The sequence below is a fragment of the Ralstonia insidiosa genome, assembly GCF_008801405.1.
Lineage (GTDB): Bacteria > Pseudomonadota > Gammaproteobacteria > Burkholderiales > Burkholderiaceae > Ralstonia > Ralstonia insidiosa.
This window is the reverse complement of the sequence record NZ_VZPV01000003.1, coordinates 81,036-104,479: the sequence shown is the minus strand read 5'-3', so window position 1 is coordinate 104,479 and position 23,444 is coordinate 81,036. Positions and strand designations below refer to the sequence as shown.

Genomic DNA, 23,444 nt, shown 5'->3' with positions numbered 1-23,444 from the left:
TCGAGGTCGGAACGCGTGAGGAAGCATCCATGGGATTTGTGTGGATTACAGGCGCCAGCGGCGCTGTCGGCAATGCCCTCGCGAGACGATTGAACCACGCAGGAACACCACTGGTCCTGACGGCGCGAAATCGGGAGAGACTGGAGACGCTTGCCGCTTCGCTTGCGTCGCCGGAGGTCTTGGTTTGTCCCGCTGACACAATCGACCGGAATGTCACACAGCTTGCCCTCGAGGCCGGTATTGCACGGTTCGGTGCGCCCGAGGGACTGGCGCACTGTGTTGGGTCTATAGTCATCAGGCCGCTCCACCTGACGTCGGATGACGAACTCCAGCACGCACTCGATACCAACTTCATCTCGGCGTGGAATGTGCTGCGCCTGTTCGTGCAGCAGGTCATCGCTCACAAGACGTGGGCGAGCGCAGTGTTGATTGGTTCCGTCGCCGCGACGGCCGGTTTTCCGAACCATGAAGCCATTGCCAGTGCAAAGGCAGCGGTCGGTGCGCTTGCGCAGTCTGCGGCCGCGACGTACGCGGACCGTGGTATCCGCGTCAACTGCATTCATCCAGGGCTGACCACGTCAGCCATGTCAGCTCGCCTGACCGGCTCCCCAACAGTTGCAGAGCGACTTGCAAATGCCAACCCACTGGGCCGACTCGGGCAAGGCGACGACACTGCGGCGCTTGCGGAATTCCTGCTCAGCGCCGCCGCCTCCTGGATCACTGGCCAGCAGATCGGCGTGGACGGCGGCCAGGGAAGGTTGCTCGTGCCGCCGAAATCATGAGCGCGCTGGACCGCCCACACCAAGCGCTACGCCTTGGAGATGAAGTCCGCCACGTCGGACAGTACCGGCCCAAGAAATTGCAGAGGCGGTGCGAGGGCTGCCACCAGCGTCTTGTGATCCAGGCGCGGGTAGACCTTGAGCGCAACCGGATGCCGATACTTCATCAATCGTTCGGCCAGGGAGAGCGTGTTGCGTCGCACGTCAACATAGGCATCATGTTCTCCGGTAAGTAAAAGCGCGGGTGGCTGCCAACGCTGATCCACATGAAACAGCGGCTGGCTGTCTTGCGTTTCGTGCGGATGATTGAACACGGGCAGTATGTCAGCCGTCTGGATCGGCAAGAAGTTATACGGGCCTGCCATTCCGATCCAGCCAGAAAGCGAATCGGTACGGATCCCCTGCGCCCCCAGCCAGCGCGAATCCGTAGCCAGCATGGCCGCGTTGTAGGCACCCGCGCTATGGCCTGCGACAAACAGGCGTGCATCTGCGTAGCCCTGCTGCGCGAGCCAGCGCCGCGCGAAGGCCGTAGCAGCAGCACAGTCCTCCAGGAAGCCCGGATAGCTGACTTCCGGATACAGCCGATAGTCGGCCACCATGGCAATCGCACCGATCGCCGCCAGCGCCTCGCCGACAAAGGCGTAGTCCGTGCGTGCGCCATCTCGCCAAGACCCGCCGTAAAAAAACACGATCGCGCGCGCGGGCCCCGCCACAGGTTGAACAGGTCGGTAGACATCCAGCTTCTGTCGTGGGTTATCGCCATACGCCAACCCCAGCGTCGGAATACTGGCGCCAGACCTGGATACCGCATTCAAAACATCCAAGCCGGAGCAGCCGGTCAGGCTTGATAGTGCCGCAGCCAGCCATGCTCGACGGGTCAGGCGGGTCATCGACATGCGCACTCCAATGCCAGGGCATGACAGCGCGTATTGCGCCCATTCAGACGTGCGCCGGTGTCAGGCCGTGGCCAGTCAGCACGGCGGAAATTGAGCAGGATCACCATGAAAGTACGCGTGGAATCGTTGTGTCGTCTGGCATATACGGTCCGCCTGCGTGGTTGGATGCAACCGCGCCTGCGCGTGCACCGTCGTCCACCCAGCGCTTCTCAGGTGCGCGATTTATTCTGCATCCAGTCTCGCATGGCAAACGTATATGGAATCAGCGCTGTGTAGCGATGGAAGCAAGCCGCGCAGTGCGCAATCGATACCCGACCAAAGGAGATTGATCCATGAAGCGAGCACTGCTATTGGTTCTAACGTTGACGACCGCAACACTGAGTGCATGCGGAGGTGGCGACGACACACCCACGCCGATGGCATCGATGGCATCGACGGCGTCAACAGCACAATTCCCCCAGAACGCCGACATGTGGTCGGGACTTGGCGGAGACGCCAGCGCACCGGCCGCCATTGCCAAGGTGGTCGACGACGCGGTGTCCGGGTTGCTTGCAGACCCCAAAGAGGCACCGTATTTCGCCAACCTCGGTCAGCCCGGACACGATACGGTGGGGCGTCTCAAGGCTTGCCTCAACCTCCAGTTCAAGGCGCTGTTTGGTGGCCCCTTCAGCTATCCGGGACAAGTCGCCGCGGACGGTGCCACGGTCATGTGTGACGACATGGCCACGGCGCATTCTGATGTCGGCGTTCCCGGCTGCGTGTTCGACCAGTTCATCACCGATGCTGCCGCTGTCATGAAGACCGATGGCGTTCCGGATGGCTACATCTCCCGTGTGGCACCCGTCCTCACGGGTCTCAAATCGGCCATCGTGTCGTCCATGCCTAAGTACCTGGGCCCGAATACCGCCCAGAACTGCCAATGAATCCGCGACGCCCGCTGCAACGGTACACCTTGCTCAGCGTTGCAGCGCTTACGGTCGCGATCGGTCTCGTTGGAGCAATGCACTTGAAGGCAGCTCGCCCTGTGCTCGCCATGCTTGGCGTCCCCTGCCCCGTCAACGACACCACGGCCGAGCAAGTCAGCGCGCTACGTGCCAGCGGATTGGCGCATCTGCGGGCAGACCAGTTGGCACCTGCACGACCGCTCCCGGGCGGGTTCGTGCTGGATGGCACGACTGCGGATGAGGCCGCTCGCTGGGCACACGAAAAGGGCATCGCCTGCGATGCCGTCACGCACGGCTATCAGTATCTTCGCTGCCGCGGCGTTGACGCCTCTAAGCTCGGTCTTGCCGGCCCGCCCGTCAGCGAGTTGTGGCTCAGCTTCGGTCCAAGTGGTCATCTCATCGGTGTAGATGTCTACCGGCGCGGGATGAGCGCCAACGACACCGCCGCCGCGTGGGACGGCGCGACACATGCGCTGCGCAACGCGCTCGGTGCACCAACCTCGACAGTGGGTAATGCATCACCGGCGGTATTGAGCGCATCACCACTGCAAACGGCACGTTTGCAGTATCGATTCGCCGATTACCTGGCGATCGTCACAGCCAGCAACCTGCCATACGCCGGGCTGGCAGTCAGGGAGCAGTACATGTCGTCTCGTCTTTGATTTCCATTGAACGCGCCGGGGCTTCGCGTTACACCTCCGTCCTAAGGGTCGGAGGTTTTTTTTGCCGCCAATAACGCAAAGGCCGGCAAATTTGCCGGCCTTCACTTTCGCTGACTTCATCCGATCGCTGCTGGGACAATGCCAGTCAACGTTATGTGTCATGCATTGCGCCCTTGCCCACGATGGGACCGGTAGCCTGCCCTGTCGGAGACCCGCCTTTCGGCTCCAGCGAGACGGCGAGAATCGCACGCGCATTGAGCTTTGCAGCGTTTTCCCTCGACAGCGGAATCGACGTCGATCGGTCAGACGCGAACACGCCCAACGATATCGGCTTGCTATTCTCAGGAATCAACCAGAGTTCCGTCGAGGCGCTCTCGGCAACCCGCAATGCAACGGCCGGCACCACGACGATCTCCCGCTTTGCCGTGTCGATCGTCATTGTCCAATGCGGCAAGCCATTCTCGTCGGTGATGGCCGCGGCAATGTAGGCCGGCTTCGCGTCAGGCGCTGTCGCGGTCGATGAAAACAGAGAAAGGTTCAGCGCAACAGCCGTGACCGTCGCCAAGCTCGTTGCGAGCGCCACAGTGCGCCAGAGCCCAATACTGTTCCAGATCCGCCGCACCAGCGGCTCAGGTGCGGGCGCCGCAGCGTGATCAACGTGGCCCAGATCGGCCTGGATCCGCTTCCATACGCGCGCAGGCGGCACCATGTCTACGGCGTCTTCTCCGAGGGGAGACAGGCGCGCCTCCCAGGCACTGACCGAGTCCCGTAAGGCAGCATCCTGATCCAGCGCACGCTCAAGCGCCTTGCGCTCCTGGCTGTCCAACAGTCCAAGAACGTACTCGGCGCAATCCAGATCGCGATCGAGCGTCATGGCTGTTGCTCCAGGCACGTCTTCAACTGCAGCAGACTGCGCCGCACCCAACTCTTCATCGTACCGATGGGCACGCTCAGTCGCGCTGCGAGATCTGGGTAGCTCGCGCCCGTATAAAACGCTTCGACGATCACGCCTCGCTGCCGCGCTTCAAGCTTTTGAATACAACCCTCCAGACGCCGGCGCTCCTGAGTCATACCCGCCGCCTCCGGCGGCGTCGCTTGCTCGTCGATGATGTGCGTCCAGTCAGTCTCTTCTCCTGCTGTCTCGCGAGCCTGACGAAGGCGATCGATCGCCTTGTTTCTCGCCAGCGAAATCAGCCACGTCATAGCCGTTCCTCGGCCAGGATCAAATTGATCGGCGCGTTGCCAGATGGCGACATAGATTTCCTGGAGCACGTCCTCCGCTTCACCCGAGCTGCGAAGAATGCCGTACGCGAGCGAATAGAGTTTGGGCGACGTGAGGGTGTAAAGCTCGGCAAAGGCTGGGCGGCTGCCTTCTGCGGTCTGCTTGAGGAGTTGAACTAAATGTTCCCGACCACCATTCTGGCGCGCAGATATTGAGTCCTCAGACTCGAGCAAAGATGCTCCGACAACGTGCATAAGATTTCGCGTGCCTCGGTTGCCCGCAACAGGATGCGACAAAGGTATACCAACCGCATCGCTCGCGCAACGAACGCCCTGAGCATAGCGAAGTGTGGATGGCATGCCGTTCCTCTCATCACTGTTCGAACACGCGCGGGGGCACACGCCCCCGCGTTGTACGGGACCGATTACGGCAGGAGCACCTTGTCCACAACGTGAATCACGCCGTTCGATTGGTACACATTGCCGATCGTCACGGTGGCGACACCGCCCTTGTCGTCAGTGACAAACAGGTTATTACCCTTCTGCATGACGGTGAGTGCATCCCCCTCAACGGTCTTGAGGGTGGCTTTGCCACCGCCATCCGAGACTGCCTTCATGAGGTCCTGCGCAGAGAGCCGGCCAGGTACGACGTGATAGGTCAGCACTTTGACCAAGGTCGACTTGCTCTCGGGCTTCAGCAGGTTGTCGACCGTGCCGGCAGGCAGCGCCGCGAACGCTTCGTTGGTTGGTGCAAACACGGTGAACGGCCCCGGCCCGGACAGCGTATCGACCAGCCCGCCCGCCTTCACGGCGGCCACGAGCGTCGTGTGATCCTTCGAATTCACAGCGTTCTGAACGATGTTCTTGGACGGATACATCGGCGCCCCGCCCACCATCACGGTCGCTTCGCCATCACCCATGGCGGCCGCTGCTACGGCAGCATAGCCGCCAGACAAGATTGCGAGAGAAAGCAGAACACCAGACAACCCAGTCAATTGATGCTTTTTCATTGTTGACCTCAATCGTGGCGCTTCGCAACGTGGAAGCAACCTATATACGTGAGGAACTCGCCGGTGGATGCATCGCTTGATCGCGCAGCAACGCAAACGCTGGTTGTGCTGGATTGAAATGGCTTTGCGTCAGAAAAATTGCGCGGCAGATGTCTCGCGCGCGTTGAGTACTGAATAGAGTACGAAGTCATCGCTCAGCATCGGATTCATCTGCAACTGCGTCCGCAAGCCCGGAAAAATGCCTGGATGCAAGTAGAAGGTTTGACCTTTGAACGATGCAAACGTGATGTCAGACGTTGATCGCGCCAACACGCTCGAGAATGCAGCAGCTTGACGCTCTACCCACTCATTGCATGCACCTTTGCGATATGTTTGCCAAACGCCATCTGACCATCAGAACCGTGGTCGCCACGCTCTGCGCAGCCACAAGCTTTCATGCCTTTGCGGCTTGCCGTGACACCCTGGCGCCAGCCGAACTTTCGGGCAAGGGCGAACTCTGCATCTTCGGATTCTGCTTCTACGACGCACAGCTCTGGAGTGCAAAAATTCCGGCTGGCTATGATGCCGCTTTCGCGTTGGAAGTCACGTACCGACGCCCTGTCACCAGGACCCGCCTGATCAAAACGGCCATTGATGAGATTCGGCGGATTCAGGTGCCTCCGCCATCCGATGCCACTTTGGCGCGATGGCAGGAGGCGATGATGCCCGCGTTCGTGGACGTGAAGCCCGGCGACACACTGTGCGGCGTCTACCTGCCGGACCGCGGTGCGCGCTTCTATGCCAACGGGCAACTGACGACCGAGGTTGACGACCCGGCCTTTGCCCGCGCCTTCTTCGATATCTGGCTCGCCCCCGGCACCCGGGCACCTGCCCTGCGCCACCATCTGCTGGGCGAGTCACAGTGATGCGCATACGGCTAGTTGTCGTCCCCCGGCGACTGGAAGCCTGGTTGCCCAATCTGGCTCGGGAATTGCGGCACGCGCCGGAAGCGCGACGTGTCGTAGCCCATCGCCTCGAAGCGGTTGAGTGCCGCGCGATAGTCGGCATCGCTCATGTCGGGGTCACGCGAGAACACCCAGCCGAGGCTCTTGTCGGGATAGCCCAAGAGCGTCACCCGGTATTCCGGGTCGACATACAGCGTCTGTTGCGAAACGTAGATCGGCCAGAACAAGCGCACGCGCCACTCGCCACCGCCGCTGCCCGCTACCACCGAATCCACAAACTGCATGCGCTTGAAGGGCGCATCGAAACCGCCGGGGCGGTAGACATAGGCATCGTCGATACGGCCGTCGGGCCGCAGCGCCCACTCGGCGTAGCTGCCGACGTTGCCGCGCTCGCCAAAGTACGGGATATTCGCGATGACATACCAGCGGCCCATGTAGCGCTGGAGATCAACCGGCACCGTCTGCAGCGGCACGGCAGCCCGCGGATTGGGATTCGGCGGAGGCCCCGAGCACGCCGCACAGGCAATCAGCAGTGCGGCCACCGAAAAGCGGCCCGCCCAACGTAACAGGACGCGCGAGCCCTGACTTTGACCATGCGTTCCCATCGTGCCCTCCTTTATGCAATTGCCGGACAAGCCGGCTGGTTTGTCTGCGTGCTCAGCGCCGCGCACGATGCCGCGTGGGTTGGCGTCGCCTTCGTCGCGATACTGCTGGGGCTTCATCTGTGGCTAGCCCGCGAGCCGAATAGAGAGTTACGGTTGGTGCTATGGGTGGTCGTGGCTGCGGCGCCTTGGGAGACGTTGCTGATACGCGTCGGACTGATCGACTATCCCCACGGCACACTGTGGGCCGGGTTCGCGCCACCATGGCTGCTTTCGCTCTGGGTGTTGTTCGCGATCCAATTGAATGTCCTCTTTCGTTGGTTGCGTGGCCGGTGGTGGCTGGCAACGGTGTTGGGCGCCGTTGCCGGCCCGTTGTCGTTTCGCGCCGGCGCGGCCCTCGGGGCGGCACAGATGCCGGATGTGGCGCTCACCATGGGTGTGCTGGCCGCCGGCTGGGCGCTGTGGGTGCCTGTGCTGGTATGGATAGGCCAGCGCAGCGACGGAACCGGCCAGTTGCCATGAACGCCTAACGCTTGGCGAACCGGTAATGCGCGACCCCCCACTCGTTGCCACCGGCATAGCCAAACAGCGTCGACACCGCCAGGTAGAACATGCGCCACCGCTGGAACCACACCGCCGCTTCACGCTCGCCATAGGTCTGTGCGAACACCGGCATCAAGCGGCTGCGGGCAGCATCGAGGTTGGCCAACCAATGCTTGGCCGTGCGCGCATAGTGCGTGCCGCTGACCCACCATTGCCTCGTGACACGCAGGTCATCCTGAAAGTGCAGCAGCAGCGCCTCCGACGGCATGGTCCCGCCGGTGAAGAAATACTTCGACATCCAGTCGGTGCCGTCCTGTACCTGGAAGTGATAGGCCAGCGTGCGGTGCGCAAAGATGTGCACGAACAGCACGGCATCCGGGCGCATCCAGCGCGCAATCTTGCCAAGCAACAGCCCGTAGTTTTTCATATGCTCGAACATCTCGATCGATACGACGCGGTCAAATCGGCCACCTTTTGGCATGTCCGCAAACTCGAAATCGACGATGTTTCCGGTGTGCACGCTCAGGTTGGTCAGGCCACGCTCCGCGGCGCGCGCTTCGATCCAGCTGCGCTGGCCCTGCGAGTTGGACAGCGCCACGATGCGCGCATTGGGATAGCGCTTGGCCATCCACAGCGACAGCGAGCCCCAGCCGCAGCCCAGATCGAGAATGCACTGGCCGTCTGCCAAACCCGCCCGTTTGGCATAGCACGCGAACATGGCCTCTTCTGCCTCAGCCAGCGTTTCACCGCCGGTGGGATACAGCGCGCACGAGTACTTCAGTTGCGGCCCGAGATGCGCCTCGAAGAATGCCGGCGGCAGTTCATAGTGCTGCGTGTTTGCCGCATCAGTCTCGATTGCGATAGGGCTGCTTTGCAGTTCGTCGAGCAGGGCGTTGAAGCGCCGTGATCGCAGCTCGCCGTCATGAATACCCTCGTCGCGCAGGCGCTGGCGCATGAGCGCACGCATGCCCGCGCACACCAGCCCATCGGGCAGCCAGCCGCGCTCGCAGCATTGGATGAGCCAGCCGTCACTCGGCTCGGCCGCGGCCCGCGGGGGGATAGTGGGTGTGGACAGTGCAGTCATGTGTGGTCTCCTTGGGTCTGCACATCAATGGCGTGGCGGCCAGGGGATCAGAACGCTCGTGGTACGCGCGTACTCGGCGTAGTCGTCGCGCGTGGCGCGCATGTGGGCTTCCAGCATGGGAACGCCCGAGACCTTCACGAGCAGCCACGCCATCGCCACCGGTGGCAGCAGCGTCAGCCACGCTCCCGGCGCGCCAATCGCCAACGGCACATAGGCGAGCCAATGCACGCATTCAAAGAAGTAGTTCGGATGCCGCGAGTAGCGCCACAGCCCCACTCGGCACGTCTTGCCGCGGTGGGCCGGATCGGCGGCAAACCTGCGCAGCTGCCTGTCGGCCAATGCTTCCCCGACCACCGCGATCCCCCACAGCATGACTGCAGCCGCCATGGCGAACATGCTTGGCGATTCGGGCCGGTAGCTCGGCACGGCAAACGCAATCGAGAGGAACATCGACACCGCGGCCTGCAGCTGGAAGAAGCCGAACATCTTCCTCGGTGCCGCTGCGCCCCATTCCTCACGTAGCTTGCGATAGCGCGCGTCTTCCGGCTTACCAAAATTGCGGCGCCACAAGTGCCAACCGAGTCGGCACCCCCATACCGCACCACCCACGCCGACCAGTACGCGCGCCTGCTCAGCCCCCGTACCGAGCCACGCATAGAGCAATGCCACCACGCCGAGCGAAAATGCCCACACCGGGTCGATCATGCCGGCGTTCTCGTTGGGCAACTGCCACGCCCACACGGCACTGAACACGGCCATCAGAAACAACAGCGCAATGATGGCAACACCAAATACCGACATGCTCACCCCCGTTCGAGCAGGAACTGCGACACGCCGATCCGCCCCTCTTCGAAGCCGGCCTCGCAATAGGCGAAGTACAGCCGCCAGATGCGGATGAAGGCGTCGTCAAAGCCGAGCGAGCGCACCGCATCAAGACGCGCTTCGAAACGTTGGCTCCAGCGGCGCAGCGTCTCAGCGTAATCGCCGCCAAAGTCGAGCCGGTCAATCACACGCATGCCGTGCTGCTCCGCCAGGCGGATAAAGCGCTCGCGACTGGGCAGCATGCCACCCGGGAAGATGAATTGCTGAATGAAATCGGTGCCGGAGCGGTAGCGCTCGAAATGCGCCGCATCAATGGTGATGCTCTGTACCAAGGCCCGACCGCCATGGCGTAGACAGCGCGCCAGCGTCTGAAAATAGGTTGCCCAGTAGGACTCGCCCACCGCCTCGAACATCTCGATCGAGGCGATGGCGTCGTACGCGGCATCAAGATCACGGTAATCGCGCAGCTCGACGCGGGCCTGCGGCTCACCAGCAAGGCGCGCTGCCGTGTAGCGGCGCTGCTCTTCTGACAGCGTGATGCCATGCACACGCGCGCCCCGCCCACAGGCCATCTCCATGAGACCGCCCCAGCCGCAACCGATCTCAAGCACATCCATACCCGGCCCGACCCTCAGCAGATCGCATGCGCGCTGATACTTGGCAGTCTGCGCATCGGCCAGACTGCCGTGTACGTTGCCGTTGAACCACGCCGACGAGTACGCCATGCCCTCGTCAAGCCAGAGCCGATAAAAATCGTTACCCAGGTCGTAATGCAAGTGGATATTGCGGCGACTGCCACGGCGGCTGTTCCTGCGCAGGAGGTGGCGCAGGCGCAGGAGCGAGCGCGCAAGCGCATTCCCGAAGATTGCCTGGTCTAGCGTGGCAGCGTTGACGATCGCTAAACGCAGCAGGCTCGTCAGGTTGCCCGAATCGATCCATCCGTCGCGATAGGCCTCGGCAAAGCCCACATCGCCGCTTCGCAAGATGCGTGCACAAGCGCGCCAGTCCAGGATGCGCAGATCGGCGAGCAGCGGCGAGCCGGCGTTACCGATGTGCATCTCGCCGTCGGGCGTGACAAGGTGGAAGAAGCCGTGCCGCAACCGACCGGCCAGCGCCACGAAAAGACGCCCTGCGGCGGGAACATGGGACGGTACCCAGGCAAGGGACTGCGTGGCGGTCATCGGAAGTTCTCCAGAGACGACTTGTCGCGAGCATCGCGGCGCAAGAAGGGCACGCCCTTGATCCACGGGCGACGGCCCCGCCAATGGATGCGGCCAATGACCGCAAGGGGCTGCGCAGGAAAAGGGCGAATCTTCAAAGGAGCCTCTTTGCGTCGTTGAATACTCACCCCTGGCTGCGGCCGGGCAGCAGCGCAAGAAATTCGCGCCGCAGGTTCGGGTCTGTCAGAAACACGCCGCGCATCACACTGCTGACCATGCGCGATTGGTCGTCTTTCGTGCCGCGCCAGTGCATACAGTAGTGTTCGGCCTCCAGAACCACAGCCAGACCATCGGGCGCCATCCGCTCTTCCAGCAAATCGGCAATCTGTTTGATGGCCTCTTCCTGGATCTGCGGGCGGCTCATGACCCAGTCGATCAGCCGTGCGTACTTGGATAGCCCGATCAGCTGCGAATCTTGACTGGGCATGACGCCGACCCACGCGCGCCCCATCACCGGACACAGATGGTGCGAGCATGCGCTGCGCACCCGCAGCGGCCCCACAACCATCAGTTCATTGAGCCGCTCCACATTCGGGAACGCCGTCACCTCAGGCGCCGCGACATAGCGCCCCGCAAAGACCTCTCGCACGAACATCTTGGCCACACGGCGAGCGGTTTCCCGGGTGTTGTGGTCCTGCTCCACGTCGATGACGAGCGCGCGCAGCACTGCTTGCAGACGCTCCTCGACTTCTGCCTGGAGAAGATCGAGCTCGCCATCGCGCAGGTAGGCGGCGATGTTGTCGTTCGCATGAAAGCGATGGCCGGCGCTCATCAATCGCTCCCGAATCCGGACAGAGAGCGGCACGCTACCCACCGCCCCGGCAAGTCCGGGCGGGTCTAAAGTGAGCTTCATTGAATTGCCTCCGAAAGTGGGCGGCGCACTCACCACCCATGCCGGCTCAGGTGGGCTCCTGAGCAACGTATACGTAGCTAACTCGCAGGTGGATGCATCGTTTCCGCGCGAATGGCGAACTCCATCGCGTCTTCAAGCATCAGCCGGGCGCGGTTGGCGACATCGCCGAGGTGCCGATGGAGTTGTTCGTCGAGCGAAGACCGCACCGCGCAGCCATCGCTGAAGCGCTCGAATGCATCGAGCTGGCGGATCAGCGCAACAAGGTGGCGCGGGCATTCGCAAGCGATCGTCTGCGACGCGTTGGCAAAAATCTCTAGCTGGCGGTCCGTAAAGCGGCGCGCGTTACGCCGCAAGGGCTGCAGCTTTGCGTAGACCGCGTCCACACGCACCAGCTGCGACAGTTCCTGCAGGATCTGATCGAGTTCGCTATGTGCGTTTGGCTCTCGATACAGCCGCACGCCTGCGGCACGAAGCATGTCGGTGGAGCGCACCGTGCCGAAGCTGTAGATCACGCCAACGGCGCTGGCGCCCGAGCTGCGTGCCGCGGCCAGGATGGCTTCGGCCGTTTCGGGCTGCAACGACGCGGCTTCCACAATCAATGCGTCTGTGTGCGGCGGTGGCTCCAGCGGCGTCTGTCCGTCGATGGCTGGCAGCTCGGTAATCGGATCGAGACCCAGCGACGCAAGGGTGCCTTTCCTGCGCCGCACGCGCTCCGCCAATAGTGAGCCGCAGACGGCAAGCGAAATGACTGCGTGGGCTTGGGGTGGCTGAGGCGCTTCAGCCGCGCTGGACGTTTCGAGCAGTTGCTCAAGCTCGGCGCTGGCAGCATGCGCGATCGCACCGATGGCGTGCCCCTGATTCACAAGAGACCTTAGGAGCGTGAGCCGTTTGACGTCCTCCCCGGAATACAAACGCTGTCCGGACTCCGACTTAGCCGGCGAGATCACGCCATAGCGCTGTTCCCACACGCGGAGCGTGGATACAGGCATCTTGGCCATGCGGGCGGCGGTTCCGCTGCGATACCGGGGCGTTGCGTTGTCTTCGTGCTGCACACTCGTCTCCTAGCAGTGCCATGTACTCACTATGAAACGCTGTACAACCAATATCGTCAACGAAATGAAGCGTAAAACGCGGTGACTCAGTGCAATTGAGTCAGATTTGAGTTGTTATTTCACAGAGCCAATGGCAGTTGCGGCACGTGCGTTCTGGCTGTGCAACACCCTTGCCATTGCATTGCTGATCATGATGCAGCACGCGCTGACTGCCTTGCGCGGCCCGCCCAGGTGACGCACTCGCCACCAGTGGTGCACCCAGCACCTTCCTCTCCCAGCAACGCAGGCGTAACCGGCATAACCGGCGCATGGAATCAAAAGCAGGCGCGAACGCGCCCGCTTCTGAAAAAAACCACGGCGTGTGATCAGCTCAGCCGACGTGGACCTCGATCCGCCGTGGCTTGGCTTCGTCGCGGCGCGGAATCGTCAGCTTGAGCACACCGTCGCGCAGTTGAGCATCGATGCGCGACGCATCAAAGTCGGGGCTGAGCACAAAGGTGCGCGAGAAATGCGGGTGCCGGACTTCGCCATGCTGCAAACGCAGACCGGGCGGTGTGGGCACCATCAGTTCCGCATCGATCGTGAGCGTGCCGTCTTGTACCCGAATATCCAGCTTCTCGCGCGGTACGCCTGGCAGATCGGCATACACAGTAATCCCCTGCTTGTTCTCAAAGATGTCGACTGGTGGCGCCAGCGGTGTCTGCCTCGTAGCGCCCTGTTCCGCCTGCCGCCGTGAAGCAGCCGCATTGCCCGGCTGCGATTGCGTGGTCAACTGAGTCGTCTCATTCATGATGTGCTCCGTCATTGGTCTGCAAGGCGTGGCTCAGCCTTGCACGGTGATCTGGCGAGGCTTTGACGCCTCAGATTTGCCGACAGTGATCGTTAGACAGCCGTTGACATAGCGTGCATTGACTTTCTCCGGGTCGACGTCCTGTGGCAGTTCGATCACGCGGCGGAAGGGGCCCACGAAGCGCTCGTCTGCGTAGACGCGCGTGTCCTCCGTAAGCTCGACATCGGGCCGCTTGCGCTCACCACTGATGCTCAGCAGCCCCTTGTCGATCGAGACATCGATTTGCGCGGGATCGAGCCCCGGAGCAAATGCGACGATGACGACGGCGTCGTCGGTGCTGCCAATGTTGACAGGAGGGAAGGTGCCGATGCGCGTTGCGCGCAGGCTTGCGGGTCCCCCCGCGAAGAGGCTGGCCATCTGCCGTTGCAGGCGGTCAAATTCGCCCAGCAGATCGGTGCCAAAAAACAGATCGCTCATAGCTGGCTCCTAAAGGCGAGCCTGCACGGAGACTGAACCGAACTACGCGCTCCAGTTCATCCATCCGTGGCAGGCCACTGACAAACAAATCGAAACACGCAGCGCGAGAACCGCGACTGCATTGACGAAACCTAAAATAGGGAGGCACGCGGAAATTTCAAGGGGCCAAAAGACACCGCATCTGGAGGTGCCGCGGAGCCCAATTGCTGGGGCCCGGCAGACTTATCGCGCTTTTCCTGAGCAAAACAATCCCTTATAAATCAATCAGTTATAAATCCCCTGTCTGACAGACTGAATTTTTCGGATCTGTGCTGAGCGTTGCGAGGCGCTCCAGCTATCGTGACGCCGGGTACGCCGGGTGCCGCCGATCCCCCCTCCAAGATCCCGATGACTTTGATGCCCAAAAAAAGGCCGCACAAACGCTCCATGCTTCAAGTGATGTACAACGAGGCGAACACAGCATGAAGCCCCTGGATCTGACGCGTTTCGATCTCAACCTGCTGGTCGTGCTTGAGGCGCTTTGGGCTGAAAGGCACGTCGGCCGCGCGGCAGAAAGATTGCATTTGTCCCAATCCGCAACCAGCCACGCCCTATCGAGGCTGCGCACAGCCTTTGATGATCCGCTTTTCATTCGTAACCCCCGCGGGATCGAGCCGACGCCGCTGACCGTGGAGTTGATGCCGAGAGTGGCGGCGGTGCTGGAGTCTGTCAGGCTTGTGGCCAGCCCACGTGGCCCGTTCGATCCGGGCCGTTTGCAAGCGACGCTTTCGGTGGCAGCCACCGATCACGCCGTACTGACCGTCATCGCCCCTGCTCTGGCCAAGATCCAGGCCGCCGCACCAGACGCCGTGCTGAAGCTCAGGCCAGCCGATAGCGAAACCGCGCTGCGCATGCTGGACGCCGGCGAACTCGACATCGTGCTGGGGTCGGGCTCCTTTGCCGAGATCCCGCAGCGCTTTGATTGCCAGCTGGTCCATCAGGAACGCTTCATCGGCATCGCGCGCAAGGGCCACCCGGCTCTGATCAAGCGCGACAAGAAGCTGCACATGGACTTGGATGACTTCGCTCGACTGCCCCACGTTCTGGTCTCGCCGCGCGGCGATACACGGGGCGCCGTCGACGATGCGCTGGAGAGCCTCGGCCGCACCCGCAAGGTGAACGTCACCTGCCCCAGCTTTCTGGCGGTTCCGTTCATGGTCGGCGCCTCACAGTCGATTGCCGTGGTTGCAGAGCGAATCGCATTGCAAATGCAGGAGACCGCGCAGCTGAGCCTTTTTGAATTGCCCTTGGCGCTCCCCACCTGGGAGGTACTCGTGATTCGAGCCCGAGGGCGCGCCAACGAGCCCGCCGTTGCGTGGCTGACGAACATGATGATCGCGGGCTGAACATCGGCAGGGGCTTGCTACGGGCGGGGGCGACGGACCATGCATCTGGTGCATCGACATGCTGTGTCGATGCCATTGGATCGATTGCCGCGGTCCTCCTAGAGTTGGGCCATCGTTGATTCAGCCCCACCAGGAGTCCCCCCATGAAAGCAGAGCCCACCTTGGTCATGATCCCTTGCTTTGCCGGAGCCCCGTGGCAGCTTGACCAGTTGAGCGGCTTGCAGGGTCGCGCCATGCGCACCTTACGTTTGCCGGACGACGTGCGCGAACTGGAAAAATTGGCCGACTTCATCCTTGACCAGGTGAAGGACCTCGAGCGCTATGTGCTGGTTGGCGACTCATACGGCGCGGTCTCCTCCATCGCGGTGGCGACGCGGCAGCCGAAAGGCCTTCAGGGCCTGGTGATCTCCGGTGGTTTTGCCAAGAGCCCGATCACGTCGCCCTTGCTCAAGACGCTGGCAGGGCTTGCACCCTTCTTTCCCGGGCCGTTTTACCGGCAGACGACCCTTCGGTTCCATGCAGCGCAGTTGGCTTCGACCTTTGACAAGGAGGGGGAGATTCCTTGGTCTACTGGAAAGAGTCGCGCCTTCTTCATCAAGGAGACGCCCCACAAAGCCTACGTCAACCGCATCCGCTCGATCGAGACAGCGGACTATACGGCCCAGTTGAAGAAGATCAACGTCCCCACGCTGATCCTGACGCCCGAGGAAGACAAGCTGATCGGCAAAGAAGCCGCGGGAATCCTCCTGAACGGCATCAAGGGCGCGCAGGAAGTCGTCATGCCGCGCACCGGCCACATGTTCAGGTTCTCGCATCCTGGCGCCTACTCTCGTGAGATCAGGAAGTTTCTGGAGCGGGCATCGCTTTAAGCGTATGCACCTGGGCGTGGATAGCGCTTGCGCTGGCAAGTTGCAGGCGCTTTCAGCGCATCACAGGCTCATCGCCCCAGCAAATGCGGGGGAAACGGAAAAATCCACCTGCGTCTGCGCCAACGGCTGCATGGCGGTGATGAGCGCGCGGGCATCGCCGCGTCGCCACTGGAAGGCGTAATGCAACGGTGCCAGCGGCGTGCGTGCACCCACCGCGCGCAAGTTCAGCGCACGCACCCAGTACGCAGGCAGAAAACCCACCCCCACGCCTTGCCGCAGCATGCCCGCCACAGCGCCCCAGCTGTTGCATACGATGCGCTCTTGCACCGTCGCACAGTTGGCCAGCAACCAATCATCCAGCAGCCGTGTGGTGCCCGCTCCGGCAGGCAGCGTGACCAACGGGTGGCGTTGCAGAAGCGCCACTGCACCCAGACGGGCCGCACCCGGCAGGCTGGGCGCGGCGGCCCAGGCAAAGTGCGCGGCGCCCACGGGCTGCGACAGCAGTTCACTGCGCGAGGATCGGCCCGCAATCACCGCAAAGTCCAGTTCGCCGTCGGCCAGGCGGCGTTCCAGCACGCCTCCCACGTCCACATAGGGCTCCAACCCCAGTTGCGGGTGTGCCTGCCGCGCTGCCGCCACGAAGGCTGGCAACCAGGTCAGCGCTGAAAGATCACCCACCCCAAAGCGGCAGTGACCCGTGAGTTCGGCCCGTGCATCCAGCGTCTGGCCGAGTGCCGCCATGGCATTGAGCACACCCAGCGCGGCGGGCAGCAGGCGCTCGCCCGCCTCGGTGAGTGCAGCGCGGTGGCCGCTGCGGTCGAACAGCGACTGGCCCAGCGTGGCTTCAAGTTCAGCAATGCGCTTGGACAGCGATGACACCGACAGGTGCACGCGCTCGGCCGCCGTGGCGAAATTGGCGCAGGTTGCGGCCCACCAGAAGGCTTCGAGCTGCTTGATCGACGGTTGAGGCATCGTGATTTCGTTTCGTAAAAGCGAACATAGTCATTCTAAATATTTCGCTTTAATTCGCAAAACCGTCGCCCTACAGTGTCGCAGCTTCTTGGAGTGAACCGCATTCCCCCATGGCTTCCTACGCTGAACCCTCATCCGTCACCCTGCCCGCCGCGCTGCGCAACATGCTGTCGCTGCACGACTTCGAAGCTGCAGCGCGTCGGCGCCTGCCCCGGCCCATCTTTGGCTATATCGCCGGCGCCGCCGAGGACAACGCCTCGCTGCGCGACAACCGGGCGGTGTTTGACGACTACGCGTTCTCGACCCGGGTGCTGCGCGATGTCTCGAAGCGCTCGCAGGCGGTGGAGCTGTTCGGCCAGTGCTACAGCAGCCCGTTCGGCATTGCGCCAATGGGTATCAATGCGCTCACGACCTACCGCGGCGATCTGGTTCTGGCACGCGCGGCGCAACAGGCCGGCATCGTGTCGATCATGAGCGGGACATCGCTGATCCCCATGGAAGAGGTGGCGCGCGAAAGCCCGGCCACCTGGTTCCAGGCTTACATACCGGGTGACCAGGCGCGTATCGACGCACTGATCGACCGCGTGGAGCGCGCCGGCTTCGGCACGCTGATGGTGACGGTGGACATCCCCATCTCGGCCAACCGGGAGAACAACATCCGCACCGGCTTTTCCACCCCGCTGCGCCCCAGCCTCCGTCTAGCCTGGGACGGCATGGTGCGGCCGAGCTGGGTGGCAGGCACCTTCCTGCGTACGCTGCTGCGCCACGGCATGCCGCATTTTGAGAACTCGTTCGCCACACGCGGGGCGCCCATCATGTCGTCCACCGTGCTGCGCGATTTCTCAGCGCGCGACCATCTGACCTGGCGCCACATCGAAGCCATTCGCCGCCGCTGGAAGGGGCCGCTGGTGGTCAAGGGCCTGCTCAGCGTGGAGGACGCACTGGAGGCCCGACGGGTGGGTGCCGATGGCATCGTGCTGTCCAACCACGGCGGCCGGCAGCTCGACGGTGCAGCCTCGCCCATGCGCGTTCTTGAAGCCGTAGTGGCCGCCATGGGGCCTGCTTACCCGGTGCTCATCGACAGCGGATTCCGGCGCGGCTCAGATGTGCTCAAAGCCTTGGCGTTGGGTGCACGCATGGTCCTCGTGGGTCGCCCTTTCAACTACGCCGCTGCCGTGGCGGGGGAGGCCGGCGTGGCCCACGCCATCGGCCTGCTGCGTGATGAAGTCGACCGTAACCTGGCCATGTTGGGTGTAACGCGCTGCGCCGAGCTTGGGCCACAGCACATCGTGCGCCGCCGCGCCTGAGCGGCCCCCTGAGGCTGTCCGTCGACAAGACAGGCAACGACAGATCCATTCCGCCCGGAATGATAAAAACACACACTAAAAACAGAGACACAATGCAAGCACTGCGCCCTGAAACTCCTGATGACAGCAAGACACGACTGAGGAAAGTTGCGGCAGCCACGATCGTTGGCTCCATGCTGGAGTGGTACGACTTTTATCTGTACGCCACGATGGCCTCGATCGTCTTCAGCAAGATCTTCTTTGATACCTCCAACCCGACAAACGCCACGCTGCAGGCATTCGCCACCTTTGCAATCGGCTTTGTCGCCCGGCCGGTGGGTGGAGTGTTCTTCGGCTACTTCGGTGACAAGTACGGTCGCAAGAAGATGCTGTTCGTCACGTTCTGCCTGATGGGACTGTGCACGACGGCCATCGGCCTGATTCCAACCTATGCCTCTATCGGCTTCTGGGCGCCGCTGCTGCTGGTGCTGATCCGCATTGTTCAGGGCCTGGGCGCCGGAGCCGAGCTGGCCGGCGCCGCCGTCACCTCATACGAACACGCCGCAGAGAACCGCAAGGGCCGCCAGGGATCGTGGCCAGCGCTGGGCTTGAATCTGGGCCTGCTGCTTTCGTCGCTGACCGTCTACCTGCTCACGATGGCTGGCGATCAATTCCTGCTCGCGGGTGGATGGCGTATTCCTTTCCTCCTGAGCTTTGTCCTGGTGCTGGTCGGGATGTGGGTGCGCAAGAGCCTGCCCGAAACCCCCGAATACGCCTCTTTTGAAGAGACCAATCGTCAGGAAAAGCCCCTTCGCGATCTGCTGGCCTCGCATCTCAAGGGCCTTGGCGTGGTGTTCTTTATCGCCGTTGGATACAACGCCATCAGCTACATCTTCAAGACGTTCTCTCTGGCTTACCTCACGCAGTTCAAGGGCGTATCTGCCAGCGTGACGTCGCTGTCGGTGACGTTGGCCAGCTTGGTCGCCATTGTCACGGTGCCGTTCTTCGGCTGGATGTGCGACAAGTTCAGCAGCAAGAAGGTGCTGATGGTGGGCGGCATGCTGTCAGCGCTGTTTGCCTATCCCTTCCTCTCGCTGCTGGGCACGGGTGCCAGCACGGCGATCTACTGGGCCATGGTGATTGGTACCGGCGTTCTGGCACCGATGATGTTCGCACCGCAGGGGTCTTTCCTGAGCCGCCAGTTTCCCGTGCAGAACCGTTCGACTGGCGTCGGTTCAGGCCGCGAGATCGGCACCGCCCTGGCGGGCGGGCTGGCACCACTGTGGGCGCTGTCGATGGTTGCCCAATCGACAACGCATGCCACAGGTGGTGTCGTTGTGATCCTGGTCTGCTCTGGTCTGATGGTTGCGGTTGCAACGCTGTTCGACCAGGGGCGTCGATTCGGTAGCCACAAGAACTGAGCACAGACGCGCTGGCAGAGGTGTCTTGCACGTGTGAACCGACCTCTGCCAACCCAAGCGGGTTGCATTCCGGCGATCAGCCCTTCTTGCGTTGCGCAGCAAGGCCTTCGCGACAGGCGGCGTAGCCCTGATCCGGCTGGCCCGCGCCATGCTGGCTTAGCCAGTCCGCCGCTTTGCGGGCGTCGTAACAGCGCGCCAGCGCCAGCAAGCTGAAACCATTGGGATCGGTCAGCTTTAGATTGAGCGTCTTGGGGCCCTGCATCATGGCATCGAGCATATCGACACGGTCATCCATGATCGCGTAGGTGAACGCAGGAAACCCTTTGGTATCGGGCGCATTGGGGTCGACACCATAGCGCAGCAGCACCTTGAGCACCGCAACGCTGTTGGGGCCTTGATTACCGAGTGCAATGCCCAGCGGGTCGTACGCACAGTCGGTACATGGCTTGCCGGTTGCGGCATTGTTGTAGCGCTTGAGCATGGCTTCAACCACATCGGGCCTCGGCCCCTCCGGCATCCAGGCAATGTTCAGCCGCAGATAGCGGGTCAGCAGCGCATTGCCGCCAACCGGATACGGCAGGTCAACGCGCAAGCCGTGGTTGAGCATGTCCAGGAACTTGTCTGGTGCACTGCGGGCAAAGAAGGCAAGCGACGCATTGTCACGCTCCACACCCGTGATAAAGCTGCGAGACACGTCCCCGCCATGTTTGAGCAGCGGCTCGACGGCGTTCCAGTCGATCGTCTTGCCATTGCGCAGTTCAGCTTGAACCAGCGGATCCACTACGTCTGCCGGCAGCTTGCCTCCGGCAGGCGTGGCACGTTGAAATGCGGCGTCCAGCAAGGTCGCATAGAGCGCTGGCTGCCCACGCGCGCGCAACAGCACCTTCGCATCACGCGGATCAAAACCATGCTTGAGCAGGCGGTTCACACCCACCGCGTTCTTCGTGTCGATGACCGAAAAGAACAGCGTGACAGCGTCGCGCGGCTGCACCTTGGCGGCCTTGAAAATTGTCTCGAATGCGGCGTCGGCAACCTGCGGCTCGAGTGCCCACGGCAACACAGCATGGGCAACCGTGCCACCGGATACCTGGGCATCCAACGCGCCTAGCGCTTGCAACCGGGCGAGTGCGTAGGTCGCTTGCGCCTGCGGCATAGCAAGCGTGTACCGAACCACATCCTTCACGACCTGGGCATCGTCAGCCGGGGCCTTGGGCAGACGCGGCAGGATGTCTTCGTTGAACGCGGCGAAATACTCGGCCTGAAGCGGCACAGGCGGGTCGGTATCAAACAACGGCGTGTTGCGCATCAACCAGTGGCGTGCCGCCGGCCACCATGTGTCTTTGCCTGCCTCGTCGCGGGGCACCTCCTCCGCCTTGAGCAGGATCTTCGCCTCCGCGAGCGTGGCTGCGCGGTCCGCGCGCAAGTCAACGCTGGTGAACGCGTCAAGGCTGAGCAGATCATTCAGACGCTGGCCGCAGATCACCTCCGCCTGCCGATCGGGCTTCAGACCATCAAAGCGTTTGCGATAGTCGGCAGGCAAAGCATCGAAGGCGGCCTGGGTGATGGCCGACGGGCGCATACCTGGGCAAACGAAACTCGACGCCTCTTTGCCCGGGATCGCCTTAGGCAGTGGCGGCAGCGGTGCCGGCGACGCGCCTTCGGCCGCCACACGATAAAGATCGCGCCCGTCGACCTGGAAGCCCTGCATGACCAGCATCAGCGCATCCGTACCCATGTGATACGTGCTGAAGTTGCGCCCGGTGATCGACGTGGCCTGGTAGGCCGTGCCCTTCGGGGCTTCGATCAGCAACGCTCCCGCGCCAGCCAGCACGCAACCGTGAGCAAAGGCGATCTCCAACTCCGGCTTGTGGGTCACGTCCACCAATTCGACGGTCTCTGCACTCCAACGGCCGTCTGCCTGTTTGGTGCGCGCAACAAAGCCTTTGTCGTTGTGCTCGATCCGGAAAAATGCGGGGGCACCCTGCTTGGTGGCGAAGTCACCTACCCAGGTTTCGCAGGTGGTGGCCTGGCCGGTCGAGGCAGCGGCCAGTCCAGCCGCCTGCAGCAACCCCAGCGCAAGTGCGGTCGACATCAGGGCGTTGCGTAGTGGGAATCGCTGGCGCCGGATGCCACCGTTGCCCCTCGTGCCAGACGACATGCCTGGTCTGTTGCCGGATGGTGCGGGTACTGCAATGAAGACAGTCATCTGTTTGTCTTGTTAGGTTGTTCTACGACAGAAGACGCGCTCAGGTGCACAGCCTGGATAGACCGCCTCGACGTTCGATACGCAGGCCGCACCTCAGCCTTTCGACTTGGCCGCCACCATGGTATGCGCCTGCTCCATCAACTGCGTGGCCACGATCTCGAAGGGCTCAAGGCTCCGCTCCGCCCGGCTGAGAACAACCGCCCCCTCTACCGAGGCGATCATGACGGTGGCAAAGCGCTTGGCCGCGGCTGCCGGTAACCCACTCCGCCGCAGCAACTGCGCCAGGCGCTCACGCCAGGCGCGGAAAACCGTGGTCGCGTGCGACAACAACTCGGCGGAATCCGTTGCCACAGTCACGGCCAGCACGGCGCACCCCGATTCGCACTGCGACTGGGTCAGCACGAAACGCCAGATGGCGAGAAAGCGCTCGACCACGGCATCAACCGGCATGCCAGCCGTGCTTTCCAGCGCGTCAACCAACACAGCGCCTGCGCGGTCGACTGCGGCAGCCATCAACTCGTCCTTGCCGCCCGGGAAATGGTGGTACAGCGAACCGCGCGGCGCCCCCGTGGCTGCCAGCACCTCCGAGAACGACGTCGCGTGCAGGCCCCGTTGTGCCAGCAGGCCCATCGCCCCCTCCACCATGCGCTCTCGCATCTCACCCGCCATGATCGGGCACCTCCATTCTTTCCTGGGTTGACAAGGACTATGAAGACCATCATAGTGAATTCAACTATGACAATCGTCATAGCCCCACGTGATGCCATCTTCATTCGCCACGCCATCTGTTGAGAAAGGAAGAACCGCCATGACTCTCGAAGACATCCGCAGCGCATTGCTCGGCAACTGGACGAGCATCGCCCCCGAAGTACGCCCAAGCGCGCAGAAGAACCCGGACGGCACGCTCAAACCGTTCTACCTGCGGCGAGACTTCACCGTGCTGCCGGGCGACAGATTCGAGCTGGCCGTCACCAACTTTGTCGATCCGTATGGTCAGGTACCGCTGGCCCGCATCTTCATCCGGGGGCATATGTTCTGGCAGGGGGAGCACCCGATCGCCCCGGGTGCGCAGAAGGTGGATTTCATTGCAGACGAGGCGTACGAGGTGACGCCCCTTCAGCCAGGCTTTGCAGATGTGCTCAACCAAATCGCTGCGCAGGGCTACGCCAAGTGGGAGTCAGGTCAGACGCAGAGCATCTTCGGCAAGAGCTTCGCGCCTTTTGGGTTGGCTGCGGGCAAGCACTTCATGGAGTACGACCTGGTGTACCTGGCGCACGGCCTGTTGTTCTGGGGTGCGCGCAACGTTGACGGACGCGGGTTCGACACCGAGCAGAACCGGCCGACCAACCTGCAGATACCGCTGGCGCGAAGATAAACAACGTCAGGCGATACAAACCCAAAAAGAC

At 62.4% G+C, this 23,444-nt stretch carries 25 protein-coding genes; 10 read left to right on the top strand and 15 right to left on the bottom strand.

All coding sequences use genetic code 11. The annotated features are described in order from the left end of the window. The first annotated feature begins 29 nt into the window (after positions 1-29). Complete coding sequence (locus F7R11_RS22645; protein WP_064807642.1) at positions 30-782, top strand: SDR family NAD(P)-dependent oxidoreductase; 753 nt, start codon at positions 30-32, stop codon at positions 780-782. A 26-nt stretch (positions 783-808) separates the two neighbouring features. Here F7R11_RS22645 and F7R11_RS22640 read toward each other — a convergent pair whose 3' ends face one another. Further along, the gene (locus F7R11_RS22640) at positions 809-1,669 is read right to left on the bottom strand and encodes an alpha/beta hydrolase (RefSeq protein WP_064809065.1); all 861 of its coding nucleotides are present in this window, start codon (positions 1,667-1,669) and stop codon (positions 809-811) included. Between the two features lie 338 nt (positions 1,670-2,007). Here F7R11_RS22640 and F7R11_RS22635 point away from each other — a divergent pair, with 338 nt between their 5' ends. Together F7R11_RS22635 and F7R11_RS22630 are read left to right on the top strand one after the other, a co-directional pair. Then, a complete protein-coding gene (locus tag F7R11_RS22635; RefSeq protein WP_031329001.1) occupies positions 2,008-2,598 on the top strand; it encodes a globin family protein in 591 nt (196 codons plus the stop codon). Positions 2,599-2,675: 77 nt separating this feature from the next. Beyond that, the gene (locus F7R11_RS22630; RefSeq protein ID WP_231973404.1) at positions 2,676-3,281 is read left to right on the top strand and encodes a hypothetical protein; all 606 of its coding nucleotides are present in this window, start codon (positions 2,676-2,678) and stop codon (positions 3,279-3,281) included. 151 nt (positions 3,282-3,432) lie between these two features. Here the strand turns inward: F7R11_RS22630 and F7R11_RS22625 are convergent, their stop codons facing one another. The 3 genes from F7R11_RS22625 to F7R11_RS22615 all read right to left on the bottom strand — a co-directional run bounded on the left by F7R11_RS22625 (position 3,433) and on the right by F7R11_RS22615 (position 5,512). Next, the gene (locus F7R11_RS22625) at positions 3,433-4,155 is read right to left on the bottom strand and encodes an anti-sigma factor (protein ID WP_064807646.1); all 723 of its coding nucleotides are present in this window, start codon (positions 4,153-4,155) and stop codon (positions 3,433-3,435) included. Next, positions 4,152-4,862, bottom strand: a complete 711-nt coding sequence (locus F7R11_RS22620; protein ID WP_031328998.1) for a sigma-70 family RNA polymerase sigma factor — start codon at positions 4,860-4,862, stop codon at positions 4,152-4,154. Before F7R11_RS22620 ends, F7R11_RS22625 begins: the two co-directional genes overlap by 4 nt. Positions 4,863-4,927: 65 nt before the next feature. Further along, a complete protein-coding gene (locus F7R11_RS22615) occupies positions 4,928-5,512 on the bottom strand; it encodes a fasciclin domain-containing protein (RefSeq protein ID WP_031328996.1) in 585 nt (194 codons plus the stop codon). A 368-nt stretch (positions 5,513-5,880) separates the two neighbouring features. On the opposite strand from F7R11_RS22615, the gene F7R11_RS22610 reads away from it, so the two are divergent. Continuing rightward, positions 5,881-6,417 (top strand): chalcone isomerase family protein, encoded by a 537-nt coding sequence (locus F7R11_RS22610; protein ID WP_082932931.1) that lies wholly within the window; start codon positions 5,881-5,883, stop codon positions 6,415-6,417. Between the two features lie 11 nt (positions 6,418-6,428). Here the strand turns inward: F7R11_RS22610 and F7R11_RS22605 are convergent, their stop codons facing one another. Continuing rightward, positions 6,429-7,061, bottom strand: a complete 633-nt coding sequence (locus tag F7R11_RS22605) for a lipocalin family protein (RefSeq protein ID WP_231973384.1) — start codon at positions 7,059-7,061, stop codon at positions 6,429-6,431. Between F7R11_RS22605 and F7R11_RS22600 the strand changes: the two genes are divergently transcribed. Continuing rightward, positions 7,050-7,580, top strand: coding sequence for a DUF2878 domain-containing protein (locus F7R11_RS22600; protein WP_064807650.1), 531 nt, complete (start codon positions 7,050-7,052; stop codon positions 7,578-7,580). The genes F7R11_RS22605 and F7R11_RS22600 overlap by 12 nt on opposite strands. A 4-nt stretch (positions 7,581-7,584) precedes the next feature. Here the strand turns inward: F7R11_RS22600 and F7R11_RS22595 are convergent, their stop codons facing one another. The 7 genes from F7R11_RS22595 to F7R11_RS22560 all read right to left on the bottom strand — a co-directional run bounded on the left by F7R11_RS22595 (position 7,585) and on the right by F7R11_RS22560 (position 13,899). Next, positions 7,585-8,685, bottom strand: coding sequence for an SAM-dependent methyltransferase (locus F7R11_RS22595; protein ID WP_064807652.1), 1,101 nt, complete (start codon positions 8,683-8,685; stop codon positions 7,585-7,587). 24 nt (positions 8,686-8,709) lie between these two features. Then, positions 8,710-9,486: a DUF1295 domain-containing protein gene (locus tag F7R11_RS22590; RefSeq protein WP_048931444.1), complete on the bottom strand. Its 777-nt coding sequence runs from the start codon at positions 9,484-9,486 to the stop codon at positions 8,710-8,712. A 2-nt stretch (positions 9,487-9,488) separates the two neighbouring features. Continuing rightward, positions 9,489-10,688, bottom strand: coding sequence for an SAM-dependent methyltransferase (locus F7R11_RS22585; protein ID WP_064807654.1), 1,200 nt, complete (start codon positions 10,686-10,688; stop codon positions 9,489-9,491). A 163-nt stretch (positions 10,689-10,851) separates the two neighbouring features. After that, positions 10,852-11,580 (bottom strand): GTP cyclohydrolase I, encoded by a 729-nt coding sequence (folE, locus tag F7R11_RS22575; protein WP_031328994.1) that lies wholly within the window; start codon positions 11,578-11,580, stop codon positions 10,852-10,854. 77 nt (positions 11,581-11,657) lie between these two features. Further along, the gene (locus tag F7R11_RS22570; protein WP_021193746.1) at positions 11,658-12,632 is read right to left on the bottom strand and encodes a MerR family transcriptional regulator; all 975 of its coding nucleotides are present in this window, start codon (positions 12,630-12,632) and stop codon (positions 11,658-11,660) included. Positions 12,633-13,002: 370 nt separating this feature from the next. Then, on the bottom strand, positions 13,003-13,422 hold the full coding sequence (locus F7R11_RS22565; protein WP_048931624.1) for an Hsp20/alpha crystallin family protein: 420 nt from the start codon (positions 13,420-13,422) through the stop codon (positions 13,003-13,005). Positions 13,423-13,455: 33 nt separating this feature from the next. After that, positions 13,456-13,899, bottom strand: coding sequence for an Hsp20/alpha crystallin family protein (locus F7R11_RS22560; RefSeq protein WP_048931447.1), 444 nt, complete (start codon positions 13,897-13,899; stop codon positions 13,456-13,458). 461 nt (positions 13,900-14,360) lie between these two features. On the opposite strand from F7R11_RS22560, the gene F7R11_RS22555 reads away from it, so the two are divergent. Together F7R11_RS22555 and F7R11_RS22550 are read left to right on the top strand one after the other, a co-directional pair. After that, complete coding sequence (locus tag F7R11_RS22555; RefSeq protein ID WP_064807656.1) at positions 14,361-15,284, top strand: LysR family transcriptional regulator; 924 nt, start codon at positions 14,361-14,363, stop codon at positions 15,282-15,284. Positions 15,285-15,427: 143 nt separating this feature from the next. After that, the gene (locus tag F7R11_RS22550; protein ID WP_064807658.1) at positions 15,428-16,153 is read left to right on the top strand and encodes an alpha/beta fold hydrolase; all 726 of its coding nucleotides are present in this window, start codon (positions 15,428-15,430) and stop codon (positions 16,151-16,153) included. Positions 16,154-16,213: 60 nt separating this feature from the next. Here the strand turns inward: F7R11_RS22550 and F7R11_RS22545 are convergent, their stop codons facing one another. Next, positions 16,214-17,125 (bottom strand): LysR family transcriptional regulator, encoded by a 912-nt coding sequence (locus F7R11_RS22545; RefSeq protein ID WP_064807660.1) that lies wholly within the window; start codon positions 17,123-17,125, stop codon positions 16,214-16,216. 110 nt (positions 17,126-17,235) lie between these two features. Here F7R11_RS22545 and F7R11_RS22540 point away from each other — a divergent pair, with 110 nt between their 5' ends. Together F7R11_RS22540 and F7R11_RS22535 are read left to right on the top strand one after the other, a co-directional pair. Next, on the top strand, positions 17,236-18,432 hold the full coding sequence (locus F7R11_RS22540; protein ID WP_064807662.1) for an alpha-hydroxy acid oxidase: 1,197 nt from the start codon (positions 17,236-17,238) through the stop codon (positions 18,430-18,432). A 92-nt stretch (positions 18,433-18,524) separates the two neighbouring features. Beyond that, a complete protein-coding gene (locus tag F7R11_RS22535) occupies positions 18,525-19,832 on the top strand; it encodes an MFS transporter (RefSeq protein WP_064807665.1) in 1,308 nt (435 codons plus the stop codon). Between the two features lie 76 nt (positions 19,833-19,908). Here the strand turns inward: F7R11_RS22535 and F7R11_RS27175 are convergent, their stop codons facing one another. Beyond that, the gene (locus F7R11_RS27175; RefSeq protein WP_064807667.1) at positions 19,909-21,924 is read right to left on the bottom strand and encodes an ankyrin repeat domain-containing protein; all 2,016 of its coding nucleotides are present in this window, start codon (positions 21,922-21,924) and stop codon (positions 19,909-19,911) included. 207 nt (positions 21,925-22,131) lie between these two features. Continuing rightward, positions 22,132-22,707 carry a TetR/AcrR family transcriptional regulator gene (locus F7R11_RS22525; RefSeq protein WP_064807669.1) on the bottom strand — a complete coding sequence of 192 codons (576 nt, stop codon included), beginning with the start codon at positions 22,705-22,707 and terminating at the stop codon, positions 22,132-22,134. Between the two features lie 139 nt (positions 22,708-22,846). Between F7R11_RS22525 and F7R11_RS22520 the strand changes: the two genes are divergently transcribed. Continuing rightward, positions 22,847-23,413 carry a hypothetical protein gene (locus F7R11_RS22520; protein WP_064807671.1) on the top strand — a complete coding sequence of 189 codons (567 nt, stop codon included), beginning with the start codon at positions 22,847-22,849 and terminating at the stop codon, positions 23,411-23,413. Positions 23,414-23,444: the final 31 nt, after the last annotated feature.

Bases quoted from the DNA above. Each gene is read 5' to 3' on its own strand.
- F7R11_RS22645 (WP_064807642.1), top strand. From the start codon at position 30: ATGGGATTTGTGTGGATTACAGGCGCCAGCGGCGCTGTCGGCAATGCC.
- F7R11_RS22640 (WP_064809065.1), bottom strand. From the start codon at position 1,669: ATGACCCGCCTGACCCGTCGAGCATGGCTGGCTGCGGCACTATCAAGC.
- F7R11_RS22635 (WP_031329001.1), top strand. From the start codon at position 2,008: ATGAAGCGAGCACTGCTATTGGTTCTAACGTTGACGACCGCAACACTG.
- F7R11_RS22630 (WP_231973404.1), top strand. From the start codon at position 2,676: ATGCACTTGAAGGCAGCTCGCCCTGTGCTCGCCATGCTTGGCGTCCCC.
- F7R11_RS22625 (WP_064807646.1), bottom strand. From the start codon at position 4,155: ATGACGCTCGATCGCGATCTGGATTGCGCCGAGTACGTTCTTGGACTG.
- F7R11_RS22620 (WP_031328998.1), bottom strand. From the start codon at position 4,862: ATGCCATCCACACTTCGCTATGCTCAGGGCGTTCGTTGCGCGAGCGAT.
- F7R11_RS22615 (WP_031328996.1), bottom strand. From the start codon at position 5,512: ATGAAAAAGCATCAATTGACTGGGTTGTCTGGTGTTCTGCTTTCTCTC.
- F7R11_RS22610 (WP_082932931.1), top strand. From the start codon at position 5,881: ATGTTTGCCAAACGCCATCTGACCATCAGAACCGTGGTCGCCACGCTC.
- F7R11_RS22600 (WP_064807650.1), top strand. From the start codon at position 7,050: ATGCGTTCCCATCGTGCCCTCCTTTATGCAATTGCCGGACAAGCCGGC.
- F7R11_RS22605 (WP_231973384.1), bottom strand. From the start codon at position 7,061: ATGGGAACGCATGGTCAAAGTCAGGGCTCGCGCGTCCTGTTACGTTGG.
- F7R11_RS22595 (WP_064807652.1), bottom strand. From the start codon at position 8,685: ATGACTGCACTGTCCACACCCACTATCCCCCCGCGGGCCGCGGCCGAG.
- F7R11_RS22590 (WP_048931444.1), bottom strand. From the start codon at position 9,486: ATGTCGGTATTTGGTGTTGCCATCATTGCGCTGTTGTTTCTGATGGCC.
- F7R11_RS22585 (WP_064807654.1), bottom strand. From the start codon at position 10,688: ATGACCGCCACGCAGTCCCTTGCCTGGGTACCGTCCCATGTTCCCGCC.
- folE (WP_031328994.1), bottom strand. From the start codon at position 11,580: ATGAAGCTCACTTTAGACCCGCCCGGACTTGCCGGGGCGGTGGGTAGC.
- F7R11_RS22565 (WP_048931624.1), bottom strand. From the start codon at position 13,422: ATGAATGAGACGACTCAGTTGACCACGCAATCGCAGCCGGGCAATGCG.
- F7R11_RS22560 (WP_048931447.1), bottom strand. From the start codon at position 13,899: ATGAGCGATCTGTTTTTTGGCACCGATCTGCTGGGCGAATTTGACCGC.
- F7R11_RS22555 (WP_064807656.1), top strand. From the start codon at position 14,361: ATGAAGCCCCTGGATCTGACGCGTTTCGATCTCAACCTGCTGGTCGTG.
- F7R11_RS22550 (WP_064807658.1), top strand. From the start codon at position 15,428: ATGAAAGCAGAGCCCACCTTGGTCATGATCCCTTGCTTTGCCGGAGCC.
- F7R11_RS22545 (WP_064807660.1), bottom strand. From the start codon at position 17,125: ATGCCTCAACCGTCGATCAAGCAGCTCGAAGCCTTCTGGTGGGCCGCA.
- F7R11_RS22540 (WP_064807662.1), top strand. From the start codon at position 17,236: ATGGCTTCCTACGCTGAACCCTCATCCGTCACCCTGCCCGCCGCGCTG.
- F7R11_RS22535 (WP_064807665.1), top strand. From the start codon at position 18,525: ATGCAAGCACTGCGCCCTGAAACTCCTGATGACAGCAAGACACGACTG.
- F7R11_RS27175 (WP_064807667.1), bottom strand. From the start codon at position 21,924: ATGTCGACCGCACTTGCGCTGGGGTTGCTGCAGGCGGCTGGACTGGCC.
- F7R11_RS22525 (WP_064807669.1), bottom strand. From the start codon at position 22,707: ATGGCGGGTGAGATGCGAGAGCGCATGGTGGAGGGGGCGATGGGCCTG.
- F7R11_RS22520 (WP_064807671.1), top strand. From the start codon at position 22,847: ATGACTCTCGAAGACATCCGCAGCGCATTGCTCGGCAACTGGACGAGC.